The organism is Pseudomonas sp. MWU318 (assembly GCF_016756945.1).
In the GTDB taxonomy this organism is placed as follows: Bacteria; Pseudomonadota; Gammaproteobacteria; order Pseudomonadales; family Pseudomonadaceae; genus Aquipseudomonas; species Aquipseudomonas putida_A.
The window spans coordinates 270378-288416 of record NZ_JAESJL010000005.1 but is presented as its reverse complement, the minus strand read 5'-3'; the positions used below and the strand labels follow the sequence as shown (position 1 = coordinate 288416).

Below are 18039 nucleotides of genomic sequence, written 5' to 3'. Positions count from 1 at the left end.
ATGAACCGCAGCGACGTACTGATCATCGGTGCCGGCCCGACCGGTCTGGTGCTGGCCCTGTGGCTGAGCAAACTGGGCGTGCGCGTGCGTATCATCGACAAGACCTCCGCGCCCGGCACCACCTCACGAGCACTGGCGGTGCAGGCGCGCACCCTGGAGTTGTATCGCCAGCTGGACCTGGCCGACACCGTGGTGCGCAACGGCCACAAGGTCGCGGCGGCGAATTTCTGGGTCAAGGGCAAACCGGTCGCGCAGTTGCCGCTACAGCGCATCGGCGAAGGCCTGACGCCCTACTCGTTCATCGAAATCTTTCCCCAGGATCAGCACGAACGACTGCTGCTCGAACGCCTCGAAGACTATGACGTGACGGTTGAGCGCAACACCGAGCTTGAGAGTTTCGAAGAAACCGGCGATGGCCTAATCGCGCATTTGCGCTTGCCGGACGGGCTGCAGGAAATCTGTCAGGCGTGCTATCTGGCGGGTGCCGACGGCGCACGTTCGGTGGTGCGCAAAACCCTCGACACCGGTTTCCCGGGCGGCACCTATCAGCAGATTTTCTACGTCGCGGATGTGCAGGCCAGCGGCCCGGCACTGAATGGCGAGCTGCATCTGGATCTGGACGAAGCGGATTTTCTCGCGGTGTTCCCGCTGGCCGGCGAAGGCCGCGCCCGGCTGATCGGCACGGTGCGTGACGAACGTGCCGAGCGCGCCGAAACCCTGCAATTTGCCGACGTCAGCAGCCGCGCCATCGAGCACCTGAAAGTGCACATCGACGAGGTCAACTGGTTCTCCACCTACCGCGTGCATCACCGCGTGGCCGAGCACTTTCGCAGCGGTCGGGCGTTTCTCCTTGGCGACGCCGCGCACGTGCACAGCCCCGCCGGCGGCCAGGGCATGAACACCGGCATCGGCGATGCGATCAACCTGGCGTGGAAACTCGCCGCCGTGCTCAACGGCAGCGCCACGACGAAGCTGCTCGACACTTACGAAACCGAGCGCATCGCCTTCGCCCGGCGGCTGGTGTCGACCACCGACAAGGTGTTCAGTTTCGTCACCGCCGAGGGGCGCATCGCCGATTTGCTGCGCACGCGTCTGGCACCGTTTCTGATCCCGAAAATGGCAACCTTCGAGGCCAGCCGCGAATTCCTTTTTCGCACCGTTTCGCAAGTCACCCTCAACTATCGCGGCATGCCGCTGAGCCAGGGCACGGCCGGTCACGTCCACGGCGGCGACCGCTTGCCGTGGACGCATGATGGTGAGGGGGATAACTACGAACCGCTACGGCAGCCCTGCTGGCAGGTGCACGTGTACGGCGACACCAGTGACGAAATGATCGCCTGGTGCAACGAACACCATCTGCCGCTGCACGTGTTCGACTGGCGGCCGGCGTTTGAAACGGCGGGATTGGGGCGTAACGGTTTTTACCTGTTGCGCCCGGATACCTATGTGGCGATAGCCGATAACAGCGCGGATCCGAAGGTGATCGAGCGGTACTTTCGGGATCACGGGATCCGACCCTACTTCAACTGCCCCTGACCCAAAAACACCCTGAATTCCTGTGGGAGCTGGCTTGCCAGCGATAGCGGTGGATCAGCCACCATTGGATTTTGACTGTACCGACGCAATCGCTGGCAAGCCAGCTCCCACAAGGGTTCTGCGGTGATGAATCAGATCCCGGCCAGCGCCAGATCCATCGCAAAGTAGGTGAAGATCAGATCCGCCCCCGCACGCTTGATCGCGCCCAGGCTTTCGCGCACCACGCGATCCTCGTCGATTGCACCGGCCTGCGCGCCGAACTTGATCATCGCGTATTCGCCGCTGACCTGATACGCCGACAGCGGCAGGTTCGAGGCTTCACGAATGTCGCGGATGATGTCGAGATACGCACCGGCCGGTTTGACCATCAGCGCATCGGCGCCTTCCTGCTCGTCGAGCAGCGATTCGCGCAGGGCTTCACGGCGGTTCATCGGGTTCATCTGATAACTTTTGCGATCACCCTTCAGCGCGCTGCCGCCGGCCTCGCGGAACGGGCCGTACAGCGCCGAGGCGAATTTGGTCGAGTAGGCCATGATCGGAATCTGGGTGAAACCGGCGGCGTCCAGCGCCTGGCGAATCGCCCGCACCTGGCCGTCCATCGCCGCCGACGGGGCAATCACGTCCGCACCGGCACGCGCCGCCGCCACGGCTTGCTTGCCGAGGTTGATCAGGGTCTGGTCGTTGTCGACTTCGTGGTTGTGCATCACGCCGCAGTGGCCGTGATCGGTGTATTCGCAGAAGCAGGTGTCGGACATCACGATCATTTCCGGCACCGCGTCCTTGGCAATCCGCGACATGCGCGAAACCAGTCCCTCTTCGCGCCAGGTGTCGCTGCCGTTGGCGTCCAGGTGATGGGACACGCCAAAGGTCATCACCGACTTGATCCCGGCACGGGCATAACGCTCGATTTCACTGGCCAGCTTGCGCTCGGGAATGCGCATCACCCCCGGCATGCTCTTGATCGGCACGAAGTCGTCGATCTCTTCTTCGACGAAAATCGGCAGCACCAGATCATTCAGGCTGAACTCGGTTTCCTGGAACAGGCTGCGCAGGCTCGCATTGCGGCGCAGACGGCGGGGACGTGCTTCGGGGAACTGGCTGGACATGGGGCTTTCCTGAAATCGGAAGATGAGACGAAAGTCGTAGGGGGCGAAGCTTATGCCTTCGTTGGGCGCAGGTACAAACCTGGATCAATCAAGACAGCATTACCGTCAACGCAATAATCCGTCAGACAACCCACATTCCCCTGTAGGAGCTGCCGCAGGCTGCGATCTTTTGACGTTGTTTTTAGAAAACCAGATCAACAGATCGCAGCCTGCGGCAGCTCCTACAGGGATTGGTGTTGATTACGAGGGAATGGTCAGGCCTCGAATGACCGCCGGGCGCGCCAGAAAGCGCTCCAGCACCCGGGTCACGTTCGGGAAGTTGCTGATGCCCACCAGATCCCCGGCCTCGTAGAAGCCGATCAGGTTGCGCACCCACGGGAACGTGGCGATGTCGGCGATGGTGTAGCGTTCGCCCATGATCCAGTCGCGACCTTCCAGGCGTTTGTCGAGCACGTTGAGCAGGCGTCTGCTCTCCTCGACATAGCGGTCACGCGGACGCTTGTCCTCGTAGTCCTTGCCGGCGAATTTGTTGAAGAAACCGAGCTGGCCAAACATCGGGCCAATACCGCCCATCTGGAACATCAGCCACTGAATCGTCTCGTAACGCAGCGCGCCTTCCTGCGCCAGCAACTGGCCGCTCTTGTCGGCGAGGTAGATCAGGATCGCGCCGGACTCGAACAGCGGCAGCGGCTGGTCTTGCGGGCCGTGGGGATCGAGGATCGCCGGGATCTTGTTGTTGGGGTTCAGCGACAGAAACTCGGGAGACAGCTGATCCTGGGTGTCGAAGCCCACACGGTGCGGCTCGTAGGGCAGGCCGATCTCTTCGAGCATGATCGAGACCTTGACGCCGTTGGGGGTCGGCAGGGAATAGAGCTGAATCCAGTCGGGGTACTGCGCGGGCCATTTCTGGGTGATGGGGAACGCGGACAGATCAGTCATGGGAAACATCCAGTCACAAGGAAAGCACTGATCATAATGTAGGAGCTGCCGCAGGCTGCGATCTTTTGATTTGGTTTTTTAAAGCTGAATCAAAAGATCGCAGCCTGCGGCAGCTCCTACACGAACCGTAACATCCTGCGGGTAATGTGCCTGAACCAAACCGGCCTCAGAGGACTCTGAGCTATGCCTTTCGTAAAGGAAGCGCGACACACGACATGGACAACACCCGGCGCTGGGAGCCCGCGGTGTAAGGGTTGGTCAGCCCCAACCGAATTTGCTGAAGAATCCTATATTCAATGACGAACCTCATGAGTTTCGCCAAACGCTTCAAACATCGCGCCTATGTGGCCCTGCCCTCCCTGCTGGCAGTCAGTGCGCTGACCTTGTCGCTCGAATCGAGCCAGATTCGCGCGCAACCGGTGGACGGTACGCAGACGCTGATCTTCCTGCGCCACGCGGAAAAACCCGAGGGCGGTCTCGGCCAGCTCAACTGTCAGGGTCTGAACCGGGCGATCGAGCTGTCGACCCTGCTGCCGGAAAAATTCGGCAAGGCCGATTACGTGTTCGCCGCCAACCCGACGCGCAATGTCGAGGAAGGCGAACTGGACAATTCCTACAGCTACATCCGTCCGTTGATGACCATCAGCCCCGCCGCGATCAAGCTCGGCCTGCCGGTGAACATCGAGTTCTCCGCCAACGACACCAGTGATCTGGCGCGCGAGCTGACCGAGGACAAGTACCACAACGCGACGATCTACACCGCATGGTCGCACGGCTATTTGCCGGAACTGATCAACAAGGTTGCCGCCAAGGCCGTCGGCGAAAAGCAGACCATCACCGATGACTGGGCGTCAGGCGATTTCGATTCGCTGTACGTGCTGACCCTGACCTGGCACAACGGCAAGGCCAGTTTGCAGAGTCACAGCTACAAGCAGGGGCTGGATAACGGCAAGGTGACTTGCCCGACTTGAGTGATTGGCTGTCTGTTGGTTCCTCATCGCTGGCAAGCCAGCTCCCACAGGGTTTGTGTGAAGCCCATATTTACGGTTTTCACAAAACACTGTGGGAGCTGGCTTGCCAGCGATTGGGCCAGCAAGGCCACCCTCAAACCCGCTGATTCAGCCGCTCGCGCAAATACTCCAGCACCGCCCCGCGTTCCCCGGCAAACTCGATCCGACCGCCCTTCTTCTCACGCTGAAACGCATACATCGGGTCGTAATATTCCCGTAGCAACCCTTCGATCCAGCCGCGATGCAAATCCACCGCCCCGCTACGTCCCTGCTCGGCCAGCGCATCCTCCATCAACAGCAACATCCGCCGATGCCGCTCGCCACCAAGGCGCTTCTGCACGTTGTTCAAACTTTCCAGCAAGCGCTCCGCGAACAGCATGAAACCGTGTTCGCCATGCACCACGGAAAACTCGGCGGACAGGTCCACCACGTAATCGCGCAGTATCCGCTCGACCCGGTCTTCGAAACTGTCTTCCAGCCAGACCATCGGGTACTGCTGCATACCCTGATACAGCGACAACGGCAGCGCACAACTGCCAACCACCCGACTCTCGTCTTCCAGCACAAACTGCTCGAAACCGGCACCACGCTTTTTAAGGATGTCGATGGCCAGACGATTTTCGAAATCAATATTCGACGGTTGGCCAGTGGCGCGTTTGCCGAAACTGGAACCGCGATGATTGGCGTGACCTTCCAGATCCAGACCGTTGCGCAACTGCACCAGTACCTCGGTTTTGCCCGTACCGGTCATGCCACCCAGCAACACGAAATCACACTGTCCGATTGCTTGCTCAAGGGTGTCGATCAGAAAGTTACGCATTGCCTTGTAACCACCGCCGACGCGCGGATAGTCGATACCGGCCTCGTCACGCAGCCACTGTTGAGTGATCTGCGAACGCAAGCCGCCACGAAAACAATAGAGATAGCCATCAGGGTGGGCCCGGGCGAAATCGGCCCAGGCCTGAATGCGCTCGGCCTTGACCACGCCGGACACCAAATGCTGGCCTAATTCGATGGCAGCCTGCTGACCGTGCTGTTTGTAACAGGTACCGACCTTCTGCCGCTCGATGTCGTTCATCAGCGGCAGGTTAACCACACCGGGAAACGCACCTTTTTGAAACTCGATCGGCGCACGGGCATCCATCATCGGCCGGTCGTTGAGGAAAATATCGCGGTAATCGGTGCAGTCACGTGACATCAGTTCACCTCGACTGCGTGGGTCTGTCGCTCGACCAGCTCGCCGATCGGCGCCAGGTCCAGACCCAGTTCGGCGGCGACGGCGAGGAACTCGTCGTTACCTTCGGGAGTGACCGCAATCAGCAGGCCGCCGCTGGTCTGCGGGTCGCACAGCACGCGCTTGTGCAACTCCTGCAGACGGCCGAGCTTGCTCGAATAACTGTCAAAGTTGCGCAGGGTGCCGCCGGGCACACAGCCCTGTTCGAGGTAGTACTCGACGCTGTCCAGACGCGGCACATGGTTGTAGCCGATGCGTGCGGTCAGGTGGCTGCCGTCGGCCATTTCCACCAGATGCCCGAGCAGGCCGAAACCGGTAACGTCGGTCATCGCTGTGACGCCGGCCAGTTTGCCGAAGCGGCTGCCGGGTTTGTTCAGGGTGCACATCCAGTCGCGGGCCACACCGACATCGCCGGGGCGCAATTTGCCTTTTTTCTCGGCGGTGGTGAGGATGCCGATGCCCAGCGGCTTGGTCAGGTACAGCAGGCAACCGGCGGTGGCGGTGTCGTTGCGCTTCATGTGGCGCTTTTCTACCAGACCGGTCACGGCCAGGCCGAAGATCGGCTCCGGCGCATCAATCGAATGCCCGCCGGCCAGCGGAATGCCGGCGGCATCACACACCGCCCGTCCGCCGCGAATCACTTCCCGCGCCACTTCCGGCGCCAGCACATTCACCGGCCAGCCGAGGATCGCGATCGCCATCAACGGATCGCCGCCCATCGCATAGATGTCGCTGATCGCATTGGTCGCAGCGATCCGGCCGAAGTCGAACGGATCGTCGACAATCGGCATGAAGAAGTCGGTGGTCGACACCACACCGCGCTCGGCGTCGATCTCGTACACCGCCGCGTCATCACGCGAGGCATTGCCGACCCACAGTTTCGGGTCAAGGTTCTGCGCACCGCTGCCGGCCAGAATCACTTCCAGCACCTGCGGGGAAATCTTGCAGCCACAACCGGCACCGTGGCTGTATTGGGTCAGGCGAATCGGCTCGCTCATGGGAGAGTCTCTGGCAGTTGATGGGGCGGATTCTAGCAGAGCGCGGGCCGGCAGATTTTGCGCGGAATGTCCGGCCCCCTTCGCGAGCAAGCTCGCTTCCACAGGGGATCGCTGTCATCCACAAATCCTGTGTTCACTGAAGATCCCGTGTGGGAGCGAGCTTGCTCGCGAAAGCTATCGACGGGTCACCACGGTTTCACGGCCGGGCACAAAAGGTGCCCTGATGAAAAACCATCTGCCACTGTTCACCCTGCCGCCGCCATACCGAACTGCGCAGACTGCCCGCCGGCACCCGCTGGCCGACAGCGACGGTATGGCAGTGATAAGTCACCAGAGCCGAATCTTCCGACAATTGCTTGAGCGTGAACTGACTGACGGTACGTTGTGCGAATGCTTGCTGCGGCAGCGCTTCCAGCACAGCGGACTTGTTCCAGATACCGCCGCTGGCGCCGAATTCGACAAAGTCGTCCGCGATCAATCGCGCCAGTTCAGCGACGTCCTCGCGCACGGCGCGCGACAGCAGGCGGTTTTCCAGATGCAACAAATGCTTCGACAGATCCATCTCGTTCCTACCTCATTGCATAAATCACTTGCCACCAAGGCTTTTGATTGTGCAAAAAAAACCGCCCTTTCGGGCGGCTAAAGTACTTCGACCATGATTCAGAAGCTTTGACTGAAGCTGATGTTGAACGCGCTGTCGTTGTTGTCGCTCGACACCTGGCCCGAGTAGCCGATGCCCAGCTTGCCGGTCGGGGTGACCTGGAAGTCGATGCCGGCTTCGAGCAATGCGCTGTCCTTGGCAATCGGTACGCCCTGGGTGCTGAACGAGGCGCCGCCGTCGATGAAGGTCAGGTCGGCGTCAGGTTTGGTGTCGCCGTAGGCATGCCGCCAGCCGATGGCCGCGCGTGGCGTCAGTTGGCTGCCATTGGCCAGGGTCACCAATTTGCCGACACGCACACCGAGGGTCGAGTAGGTGATGTCCTGATCGGCGTCGGCCTTCAGGCGCCCCACTCCACCTTTTTCCTTGCCGGTGTCGCTGTTGTAATTGACGTAGGCCAGCCCGGCGAACGGTTCGATGGCAACACCGCCGGCGTTGATCGCGTAACCCACTTCACCGAACACCTGCGCACTGCGCGCGTCGTAATCGGCCTTCAGGCGATCGTTGTAAGTACCGACGCTGACATCGCGTTTGGTCTCGATGCTGTGCCAGCTGTAAGCCGCGCCGAGGCGCACCGCCAATGCATCGAATTGCGAGTTCAGATAACCGGCCAGGTGGTAGCTGTCGACCTTGGCATCCGAGTTGCGATCATGCGCGTTGAGGTTGCTGCGGGTGTAGCCGGCCGCCATCCCGGCACGCCAGGTGTCATCCAGCGCCTTGTCGGTGCCGAGCATGAAACCGCCGAGGTTGCGATCGACTTTCGCCGTGTTGCTGTCGCCGCCCATGTCGCCCCAGGCACCAATGGCCCGGATCCAGCCGACCATTTCCCCGTGGCAACCGTTGCTGCTCAGTTGCGTGTCGCTCGGGGCCAGGGTTCTGCGTGGATCATCCGCCGCGCTGCACGATGGCTGGCGCATGCGGTCATTGACCGCCTCGCGGATGAAGCGCGAGTCCTCCAGCATGGCGCTGGCGGTGCTGGCGTGGATTTCACCCGACAGGCTGTCGAACGCATTGCGCGCACCGGCGACGCTGAGGTTGACGATCTGGTTCTGCAACGCCGCGCCAGCCGCTCCGTTATTGGACAGTGCCGTGGCGGTGCCGCGCTGGTTGCCCGTGGCAGCGACGTCGGCGAACGAGTTGCCGTTGCGGCTCACAGCCAGGGTGACCGAGTCGGCACCGTAGACCAGCGAGCTGTCGAGGAACGCGTACTGCGGCAGATCGGCGGCACTGAAGGTCCCGGTCACACCACCGCCCGCAGTGATCAGTGAGTAAGTGGTGTTGCCAGTGAACGGCGCCAGGCTGTTGACCACCAGACCGCCACCCAGAGCTGCCGTGCCACCTACCGCCAGCGGTGTAGCGGTTGGCGAACTGACCGTCAGCGCCAGCACACCATCACTGCTGTTGGTCAGGTTGCCGGCCACGCTCAAGGTGCCGTCAGCGCCACCGGAAGCCACCACACCGTGGTTGACCACCGAACCGACGCTGCCGTTACCGCTCAGGCCTGCGCCGTTGGCGACCGTGACTTGTGCGCCCAACGAAGCCCGGGCCGCGCGGCTGCCGACTTGCAGCACGCCTTGATCGACCGAGACCGTGCCACTGAACGGCTGATTGCCGGTCAGCAACAACGTGCCGGCGCCGCGTTTGGCCATCGCCCCGAGCCCGCTGAGGATGCCGTTGAACTGGCCATTGGCATTCTGCTGGAACACCAGTGTGGCGTTGTCGGTGATGTTGCCTTGCAGGCTCGTGGTGTTACCGATCAGCGTACCGCCACTGACGGTGGTGCCACCGCTGTAGGTGTTGGCGCCAGTCAGCACAAGGGTGCCGGAATCGAGTTTCTCGATACCGCCGGTGCCGATCAGCGGCACGTCGATTTCAGCACTGGCCCCGGCATTGACTCGCACCGGCGCCAGGCTGCCGTCGGCACCATTGACTGGTGTCAGCGTACCGCCAGCCCCTGGAATCAGGCTGTAACCCCCGGTGAGGAACTGCAGACCGGTGAAGTTCTGATTGCCCTGCACAGTGACGGTACCCGCCTGGCCACCAAACACTGCGAATTGACCATTGGACGCCAGCGCCTGAGTGCCGCTCGGATCGGTCCAGTTGGTGCCCGGGCCCCACACGCCACTGCCGCCACCGATACTGCCGTCAGGATTGGTGGTGCCGCCGTTCCAGAACTGCACTTCACCCGGACTGCCCTGCACCAGCAGGTTGACCTGATTGGCAATCGCGGTTTGCAGGGTCAGGTTGGCCGCCGATACCGGCAGACTGCCGTAGACCAGACCGTTGTCGGTCAGGCTGCCGCCGTAACGGAACAGTTGATAGACCCCGGTGCCGAAGCCGCCGGCGTTGCTGACATTCAGCGTACCGTCGAGGGTCAGATTGCCGGCGACGTTGACCACTGTGGTGGAGCTGGCGGCCGAGCCGAGGCTGAAGTCCAGGTTGGTGCCCGAGGACAATGTCAGCGCACCGACCGACAACGGCGTAGCCGAGCCGCCACCGGTCAGCGTCGCACCGCTGGCCAGTTGCACGTTGCCGCCCAGTTGCCCGCTGCCACCGACTTTCGCACCGCTGGCGACGTTGACGTTGGCACTGTTGAGCACGCCGTTGACGATCAGGTTGCCGGCCTGCACCGAGGTGTTGCCGGTGAAGGTGTTGTTGCCGGTGAGGAGCAACTGGCCGGTGCCGGTTTTGGTCAGCGTGCCGGCGCCGGTGAGGTTGCCGGTGTAGCTGCCGTCGGCGTTCTGCGCGAAGGTCAGCGCTGCGTTGTTGACGATGGCGCCTTGCAGGCTGCTGGTGTCGCCAGTGGTAGTGCCAGCGTTCAGAGTGGTGCCGCCGCTGTAGGTATTGGCACCACTCAGCACGAGGTCAGCGCTGCCGTTTTTCACCAGACTGCCGGTGCCGGTGATGGCGCCGAGCAGCGTGGTGTTCTGGTTGCCGGCCAGGGTCAGTTGCGACCCCAGATTGATCGCGTTGGCCAGCTGCAGCGCCGAGGTGCTGTCGAGGCTGCCGTTGCCGGTCACGCTCAGTGCACCGCTGCTGATTGCGCTGTTGTTGCCCAGCACCAGCGTACCGCCAGCGAGCTGAGTACCACCGCTGTAGGTGTTGCTGCCGTTGAGGGTCAGGCTAGAAGCGCCAGACTTGATCAGGCTGCCCGCCCCGCTGACCGCACCATCGAGGGTCAAGGCGTTGGAGCCAGCGACGGTCAAGCCACCATTGAGCACCACAGCGTTGGCGAGACTGACCGCCGCGTTGCTGTCCAGCGCGGTGCCGTCCGCAGCGGTCAACACACCGCTTCCGAGCGCGGCGTTGTTGCCGACCACGATCTTGCCGCCGTTGAGCGCGGTGCCGCCGGTGTAACCGTTGACAGCGTTGAGCACCAGCGTGCCGGTGTCGTATTTGCCGAGGGTGCCGCTGCCGTTGAGTGCCACGCCAACGGTCGCGGTGGCGTTCGGATCGACTCGCACCGTGGCGTTACCCAACGAACCGTTGACCAGGTTCAGCGAACCCACGGTGCCGTTCACCAGGCTGTAGCCATCGGTGACGAACTGCATGCCGGTGATGGTTTGTGCGCCGTTCACGGTGACCGTGCCCGCCGTGCCCTGGAACACTGCGAAGTTGTTGGTCCAGGCCTGATTGGTGGTGCCGTTGACGTCGGTCCAGTTGGTGGTACCGGTGCCCCAGGTGCCGCTGCCGCCATCGACCGAGCCGTTGGCGATCAGTTGATTGCCGTCCCAGAACTGCACGGTGACGCCCGGTGCACTCACCAGCAGATTGATCTGGTTGGCCAGCGCGGTTTGCAGGGTCAGGTCGCCCGGGGTGACGCTGCCCGGCACGGTGCCGATCAGCATGCCGTTGTCGGTCAGACCGCCGGTGTAGTTGATCAACCGGTACACACCACTGCCGAAACCGCCGATGTCGCTGACGTTGAGGGTGCCGTCGAGGGTCAGGTTGCCACCGACGTTGACCAGCGCATTGCCGCCACCGGAGACCGGAGCGCCGAGGCCGACGTCGAAGTTGGAGTTGGCGTTGAACACCAGCGAGTTGACCGACAGGGTGCTGCCGGTGGCGCCGGCCAGATGACCGCCATCCGCCACGGTTACCGCCCCGCCGAGCGAGCCGCCGCCGGTCAGGGTGCCGCCGCTGTTGACCAGTACGCTGGCGCTGTCCAGCGAGCCACTGACGTTCAAGGTGCCGGCGTTGACCGTGGTGTTGCCGGTCAGGCTGTTGAGGCCGGTCAGGGTCAGCGTTCCGGTGCCGAGCTTGTTCAATTCGCCGGTTCCGGTGAGTACACCGGCGAAAAGGCTGCTGGCGTTGTTGCCGCCGATGCTCAGGGTGTTGCCGCCGCCGATCAGTGCGGTGCCGCTGCCGGTCAGGCTGGCGAGACTGCCGGAGCCGCCGAGGTTCAGCGTCGCCGCAGCGCCGAGATTGACTCCAGCATTGCTGCCCAGTGCCGAGTTGCCCAGTGTCGTGAGGCTGCCCGACTGCACATCAAAGGTGCCGCTGAAGGTGTTGTTACCGGACAGCGTCAGGTCGGCCAGACCATTCTTGGTCAGGGTGCCCGCCCCGGCGATCACGCCACCGAGCGTCAGGTTGTTGTTGCCAGCCACGCTCAGGTTGGCATTGACGTTGACGTTGTTGGCCAGTACCAGCGGCGCGGTGGTGTCGAGGGTCGACGCACCCGCCACGGTTACCGCGCCGGAGCCCAGGCCCGCCGAGGTGCCGAGGGTCACGGTGCCGGCGTTCAGTGTGGTGCCGCCGCTGTAGGTGTTGATGCCGTTGAGCGTCAGGTTGGACGCGCCGTTCTTGATCAGAGCGCCGGTGCCGCTGACCACGCCACTGAGCGCTACGTCGCTGCTGCCGGTGTTGCTCAGATTGGCGTTGAGCACCACGTTGTTGCCCAGCGACACAGAGGTGTTGCTGTCCAGCGCCGAGGCACCGGCCACGGTCAGGTTGCCCAGACCGAGTGCGCCGTTGCTGCCGGCGGTCAGTGTGCCGGCGTTGAGGGTGAAGCCGCCGAGGAAGTTGTTGGCCCCGCTCAGGATCAGGTTGGCCGCGCCATTCTTGGTCAGGCTGCCGGCGCCATTGATCGCACCGCTCAGTGTCAGATCGTTGCTACCGACGACACCAAGGTTGCCCGCCAGATTGATCGCATTACCCGCCGTGAAGGCGCCGCTGGCATCCAGTGTGGTGCCGTTCGCCGCGTTCAGGGTGGCCGAGCCCAGCGCGCTGTTCGACGCCAGAATCAAGCCGCCCGCATTCAGCGCCACCGGCCCGAGGAAGGCGTTGTTGCCACCGAGGGTCAGGCTGGCCGCGCCATTTTTGATCAGGCCACCAGTCCCGCCGATCACGCCGTTGAGGGTCAGCGCATTACTGCCGACCACCGTCAGATTGCCATTGAGCGTTGCCGCGTTCGCCAAAGTGACCGCTGTGTTGCTATCGAGTTGTGTGCCAGCGTTGGCGGTCAGCGTGCCGCTGCCCAGCGCGGTGTTGCTGCCGACGATGATCTTGCCGCCGTCCAGTTGGGTACCGCCGCTGTAGCTGTTGGCGCCGTTGAGCACCAGGGTGCCGGCATCGAGTTTGTTGAGGATGCCGCTGCCGTTGATGTCCACGCCGACCGTGGCGGTCACGCCCGGATCGACCCGCATCGCGGTGGTGCCACCGGTGCCGTTGACGGCGGTCAGCAGACCCGACGTGCCGTTGACCACGTTGTAGCCATCGGTGAGAAATTGCATCCCGGTGAAAAGTTGGGTGCCGTTGACCGACACTGTACCGGCCGTGCCCTGGAACACCGCAAAATCGCCGGCCCAGGTCTGGTTCAGCGTGCCGTTGGAATTGGTCCAGTTGGTGCCGCCAGCAGTCCATGTACCGGTGCCGCCGTCCACATTACCGTTCGGGATGGTCTGGCTGCCGTCCCAGAAACGCAGGTTTGTGTTCGGTGCCGACACCACCAGGTTCACCTGATTGCCAAGGCTCTGCACGAGGATGTCGCCGAGGCCATAACCCACCGGTACACCGGCCACGGTCAGGCCGTTGTCGGTCAGTGCGCCGGTGTAGTTGAACAGGCGATAGACACCCACGCCGAAGCCGCCGGCATCGGTGACATTGAGGTTGCCGTCGAGGGTCAGGTTGCCGCCGATGTTCATCAGCGAGGTGGTCGATGGCGTGGCGAGGCTCGCATCGACATTGCTGTTGGCGGCCAGCACCAGTGACCCGGCAGACAAGGTGTTGCCCGAGGACAACGCCAGATGGCCGCCACTGTTGATGTTCACCGTGCCGAGCGCCGAGCCGGTTCCGGTCAGGATCCCGCCGGTGTTGACGTTGACCTGCGCGCTGGCCAGCGAACCGCTGAGGTTCAGGGTGCCGCCGTTGATCGCCGTGTTGCCGGTGATGCCGTTGATCCCGGTGAGATTCAACGTCCCGGTGCCGACCTTGGTCAAGCCGCCGTTACCACCGAGGTCGCCGTCGAAGGTGCTGGTGCTGCTGACCCCGCCCACGGTCAATGTGTTGCCGCCGCCGATCTGCACGCTGCCGCTGCCGCTCAGGCCGTTGAGGCTGGCGTTGCTGCCGAGGTTGAGGCTGGCGCCGGCGCTGACATTGGCCCCGGAGGTGTTGCCCAAGGCTCCGCTGCTCAGGGTAGTGACGCTGCCGGAGACGATGTTCAGCGCACCGGTGAAGGTGTTGTTGCCGACCAGGGTCAGGTCCGACAGACCGTTTTTGGTCAGGCTGCCGGCGCCGTCGATGATGCCGTTGAGGCTCAGGTCGTTATTGCCCGCGACGGTCAGCCCGGCGTTGAGGGTGATCGTATTGCCGATGCCGAACGAGGCACTGTTATCGAGAGTCGCCGCGCCGCCGACGGTCAAGCCACCACTACCCAGACCGTTGGCATTGCCCAGGGTCAGGGTACCGGCGTTGAGGGTGGTGCCGCCGCTGAAGGTGTTGTTGCCGTTGAGCGTCAGGTTGGCCGCGCCGTCCTTGATCAACTGGCCGGTGCCGCTGGTGACACCGCCGAGGGTCAGGTTCTGCGTACCACCAACACTCAGCGCCGCGTTCAGCACGACCGCGTTGGCCAGGCTGACCAGCGGCGAACTGCTGTCGAGCGTTGCCGCACCACCGACCGTCAACGCACCGGTGCCGAGCGCCGAACTGTTGCCGGCGGTCACCGTACCGGCGTTTAGCGTGGTGCCGCCGGCGTAGGTGTTGGTGCCGTTGAGGTTGAGATTGGCCGCGCCGTTTTTCACCAGGCTGCCGGCACCGGCGACGGTTCCGGTGAGGGTCAGGTCTGCGCTGCCACCGATGTTCATCGCACCGGCCAGGTTGACCTGATTGCCCAGCGTGACGGCAGTGTTGGTGTCCAGCGTGGTGCCGGCTGCCGCGTTCAGCGCACCGCTGCCCAGCGCGGTATTGCTGCCGACGATCAGCTTGCCGACGTTGAGTGCGGTGTTGCCGAAGTAGGTGTTGGCGCCGTTGAGAATCAAATCAGCGGGGCCACTTTTGGTCAGGCCGCCAACTCCGGAAACCACCCCTGCAAGCGTCAGCGCATTGCTGCCGCCGATTGTCACGTTGCCGCCGAGGTTGACGTTGTTCGCCAGGCTGGTCGCGGTGCTGGCGTCCAGCGTGGTGTTGTTGCCAGCGTTGAGCACGCCGGTGCCGAGCGCGGTGTTGGAGCCGACGATCAGTGTCCCGGCGTTCAGCGACGTAGAGCCGGTGTAGGTATTGGCGCCGGTGAGGGTCAGGGTCGAAGCGCCAGTCTTGATCAGGTTGCTGCCGCCGCTGATCACGCCGCCGAGTGTCAGCGGGTTGGCACCGCCGGCAGTCAGGTTGGCGTCCAGGGCAATCGCGTTGTTCAGCGTCACGTTGGCGCTGCTGTTAAGCGTTGCGCCCGCACCGCCCACGGTCAACGTGCCGGTGCCGAGTGCCGCGCCGTTGCCGACGGTCAGGCTGCCGGTGTTGAGCGCGGTGCCACCGGTGAAGGTGTTGGCGCCGTTGAGGGTCAGGTTGGCCGTGCCGTTCTTGATCAACTGGCTGGCGCCGCTTAGCACGCCGCCGAGGATCATGCCGTTGCTGCCGCCGATGGCCAGGTTGCCGTTGAGGGCGACGTTGTTGTTGAGGATGACCGAGGTGTTGCTGTCGAGGGTCGCGGCATTCGCGACGGTCAGGTCGCCGCTGCCCAATGCGGCGGCGTTGCCAACGGTCAGGGTGCCGGCATTCAGCGTGGTTCCGCCACTGAAGGTGTTGGCGCCGTTGAGAATCAGGTTGGCCGCGCCGTTCTTGGTCAGCCCGCCGCTGCCACTGACCACACCACCGAGGGTCAGGTTGGCGTTGCCGGCGATGTTCAGGTTACCGCCAAGGGCGACCGCGTTGCTCAGCGCGACGGTGGTGCTGGCGTCGAGGGTAGTGCCCGCCGCCGTTGTCAGTGCGCCGGTACCGAGCGCGGTGTTGGAGCCGACGATCAGCGTACCGCTGTTCAGCGCCGTACCGCCGGAGAAGGTGTTGTTGCCGCTGAGGGTCAGGTTCGCAGTGCCGCCTTTGATCAGGTTGCCAGCGCCGCTGATGACACCACTCAAGCCAAGCGCCTGAGTGCCACCGATGGTCAGCCCGCCCGCCAGCGCCACAGCGTTGGCCAGCGTCACCGCCGTGGTCGCATCCAGTGTAGTGCCGGCCGCAGCGTTCAATGCGCCTGTGCCGAGGGCAGTGTTGCTGCCGACGAGCAAACTGCCGCCGTTGAGCGCGGTGGTGCCGCTGTTGGTGTTGTTGCCGGTCAGGGTCAGGCTGGCGCTGCCGCTTTTGGTGATCGCGCCGGTGCCGGAGACGATGCCGCCCAGGGTCAGCGCATTGCTGCCGAGCACGTTCAACGTACCGGTGATGCCGAGGTTGTTGCCCAGTGTCACGTTGCCGGTGCTGTCGAGGCTGGTGCCGTTGCTGGTGTTGAGGACACCGGTACCCAGGGCGTTGTTGTTGCCGACGCGCAAGGTCCCGGAACTGAGGCTGGTGATCCCGGTGTAGGTGTTGATGCCGTTGAGGGTCAGGCTGCCGCTGCCGGTTTTGGTCAGGTTGGCGGCACCGCTGATCACCCCGCCCAAGGTCAACGCACCGGTGCCGGTCGCGGTCAGGGTGCTGTTGAGCGTGATCGCGTTCGCCAGCGAAATCGGCGCCGTCGCCGAGATGCTCGAAGAGCCGCCAACGGTGATGCCCCCAGTGCTGAACGCCTGGTTGTTGCCCACCAGCACCACACCGCCGTTGAGCACGGTGTTGCCGGTGTAAGTGTTGATGCCGTTGAGGTTGAGCTGACCGCTGCCGATCTTGGTCAGGCCGCCCGTGCCGGAAATCACACCGTTGAGGGTCGTGCCGTTGATGCCCTGCAGGGTCAGGCCGCCGGCACCCAGATTGATCTGGTTGGCCAGCGTCAAACCGGCATTGCTGGCCTGGAGGATCCCGCCGTTGGACGTCAGCACGCCACTGCCGAACGCCGCGTTGTCGTTGAACTGCGCGACACCGCCATTGAGGGTGGTGGCGCCGCTGACCAACGGGCCCTGCAAGGTCCAGGTGCCACTGTTGAGGGTCAGGTTGTTGAAGTTGACGTAGGTGGCGCTGGACGCCGTGCCCGTCCCGGTGGTGCCGCCGCCAAGGCCGATCGGGTTTTGCAGAATCAGCGTGTTGGTACCCGCCGCGCCGCCATCGATCGTTCCGGTCGGGGCGAAGGTCAGGTTGATGCCGATCAGGCCTCCGAGGCCGACGGAGACTTGCACACCGTCGCCGACGTTAACGCTGGAACCGGTGATCGCGTAGAAGGTGTTGGTGCTGCCCGCCCCCATCGACACACCGCCGGTGATGTTGCCGGCGTTGGTGAAGGTATTGCCCGCCACTGACGTTTCGAACGCAATCCGGCCATTGATGGTGCCGCTGGCACTGTTGGTCATGTTGACTTGCGAACCGCCATACACCCCGACCACCGGGGTATCTGCCAAGGTGATGCCGCCGACCGACAGCCCGGTGGAGGTGATGGTGCCGTCGTTGGTGATGGTCGTGGTGCCCGACACCGAGTTGTTCACGGCAATCCCCAGCCCGTCGATGCTGGTCAGGTTGAGCCCGAGCAACATGCCGGTGCCGCGAATCAGCCCGGTGGCGTTGTTGACGATGCTCACCGTGCTGGTCGCGCCGGTACCGATGAACGCACCGCCACTGAGGATCGACACCAGGCCCAGCAAGGCCGGGTCGAGGGTGCCGGAGTTGTTCAGGCTGATGTTGACCCCGGTCAGATCCATCACATGGCCGCCGAGCGTCGCGTTCATCTGCGCCCCGGAATTGACGTTGACCGTCAGGCCGTTGGTGGCACTGGCAAAATTGTTGAGAAACAGCGGCAGACTCGGCACGCCGCTACAGGTCACGGTGGAACCCGCCGTGGAGCATGTGGCCAGTGCCGGTGCGCTGACGCCGCCGAACAACAGTCCGGCAACGCTCAGGTGCACAGCAAGGGAAAGTGGGGAAAAACGCGAAACGAGGGCGACACCAAACCTTGCTTCCACGGGCTACTCCTTGTCGTGGCCAAATTCTTCCTTGA

8 protein-coding genes are annotated in these 18039 nt (G+C 63.4%); 2 read left to right on the top strand and 6 right to left on the bottom strand.

What is annotated here, in order from left to right; genetic code table 11:
- Window positions 1-1536, top strand: a complete 1536-nt coding sequence (locus JN524_RS14415) for an FAD-dependent oxidoreductase (protein WP_202369751.1) — start codon at window positions 1-3, stop codon at window positions 1534-1536.
- 131 nt (window positions 1537-1667) lie between these two features.
- Here JN524_RS14415 and hemB read toward each other — a convergent pair whose 3' ends face one another.
- Both hemB and JN524_RS14405 read right to left on the bottom strand, forming a co-directional pair.
- Complete coding sequence (gene hemB / locus JN524_RS14410) at window positions 1668-2642, bottom strand: porphobilinogen synthase (protein ID WP_027613860.1); 975 nt, start codon at window positions 2640-2642, stop codon at window positions 1668-1670.
- A gap of 240 nt (window positions 2643-2882) precedes the next feature.
- A complete protein-coding gene (locus JN524_RS14405; RefSeq protein ID WP_202369750.1) occupies window positions 2883-3581 on the bottom strand; it encodes a glutathione binding-like protein in 699 nt (232 codons plus the stop codon).
- Window positions 3582-3877: 296 nt separating this feature from the next.
- On the opposite strand from JN524_RS14405, the gene JN524_RS14400 reads away from it, so the two are divergent.
- Entirely contained in the window at window positions 3878-4552 is a 675-nt protein-coding gene (locus tag JN524_RS14400; protein ID WP_202369749.1) for a histidine phosphatase family protein, read from the top strand.
- Window positions 4553-4685: 133 nt separating this feature from the next.
- On the opposite strand, the gene mnmH is transcribed toward JN524_RS14400, so the two are convergent.
- The 4 genes from mnmH to JN524_RS14380 all read right to left on the bottom strand — a co-directional run bounded on the left by mnmH (window position 4686) and on the right by JN524_RS14380 (window position 18004).
- Window positions 4686-5789 (bottom strand): tRNA 2-selenouridine(34) synthase MnmH, encoded by a 1104-nt coding sequence (gene mnmH, locus JN524_RS14395; RefSeq protein WP_202369748.1) that lies wholly within the window; start codon window positions 5787-5789, stop codon window positions 4686-4688.
- Window positions 5789-6823 (bottom strand): selenide, water dikinase SelD, encoded by a 1035-nt coding sequence (selD, locus tag JN524_RS14390; protein ID WP_202369747.1) that lies wholly within the window; start codon window positions 6821-6823, stop codon window positions 5789-5791. Before selD ends, mnmH begins: the two co-directional genes overlap by 1 nt.
- A 196-nt stretch (window positions 6824-7019) precedes the next feature.
- Window positions 7020-7385 carry a nuclear transport factor 2 family protein gene (locus JN524_RS14385; RefSeq protein WP_202369746.1) on the bottom strand — a complete coding sequence of 122 codons (366 nt, stop codon included), beginning with the start codon at window positions 7383-7385 and terminating at the stop codon, window positions 7020-7022.
- 98 nt (window positions 7386-7483) lie between these two features.
- The gene (locus tag JN524_RS14380; RefSeq protein WP_202369745.1) at window positions 7484-18004 is read right to left on the bottom strand and encodes an autotransporter-associated beta strand repeat-containing protein; all 10521 of its coding nucleotides are present in this window, start codon (window positions 18002-18004) and stop codon (window positions 7484-7486) included.
- Between the last annotated feature and the right edge of the window lie 35 nt (window positions 18005-18039).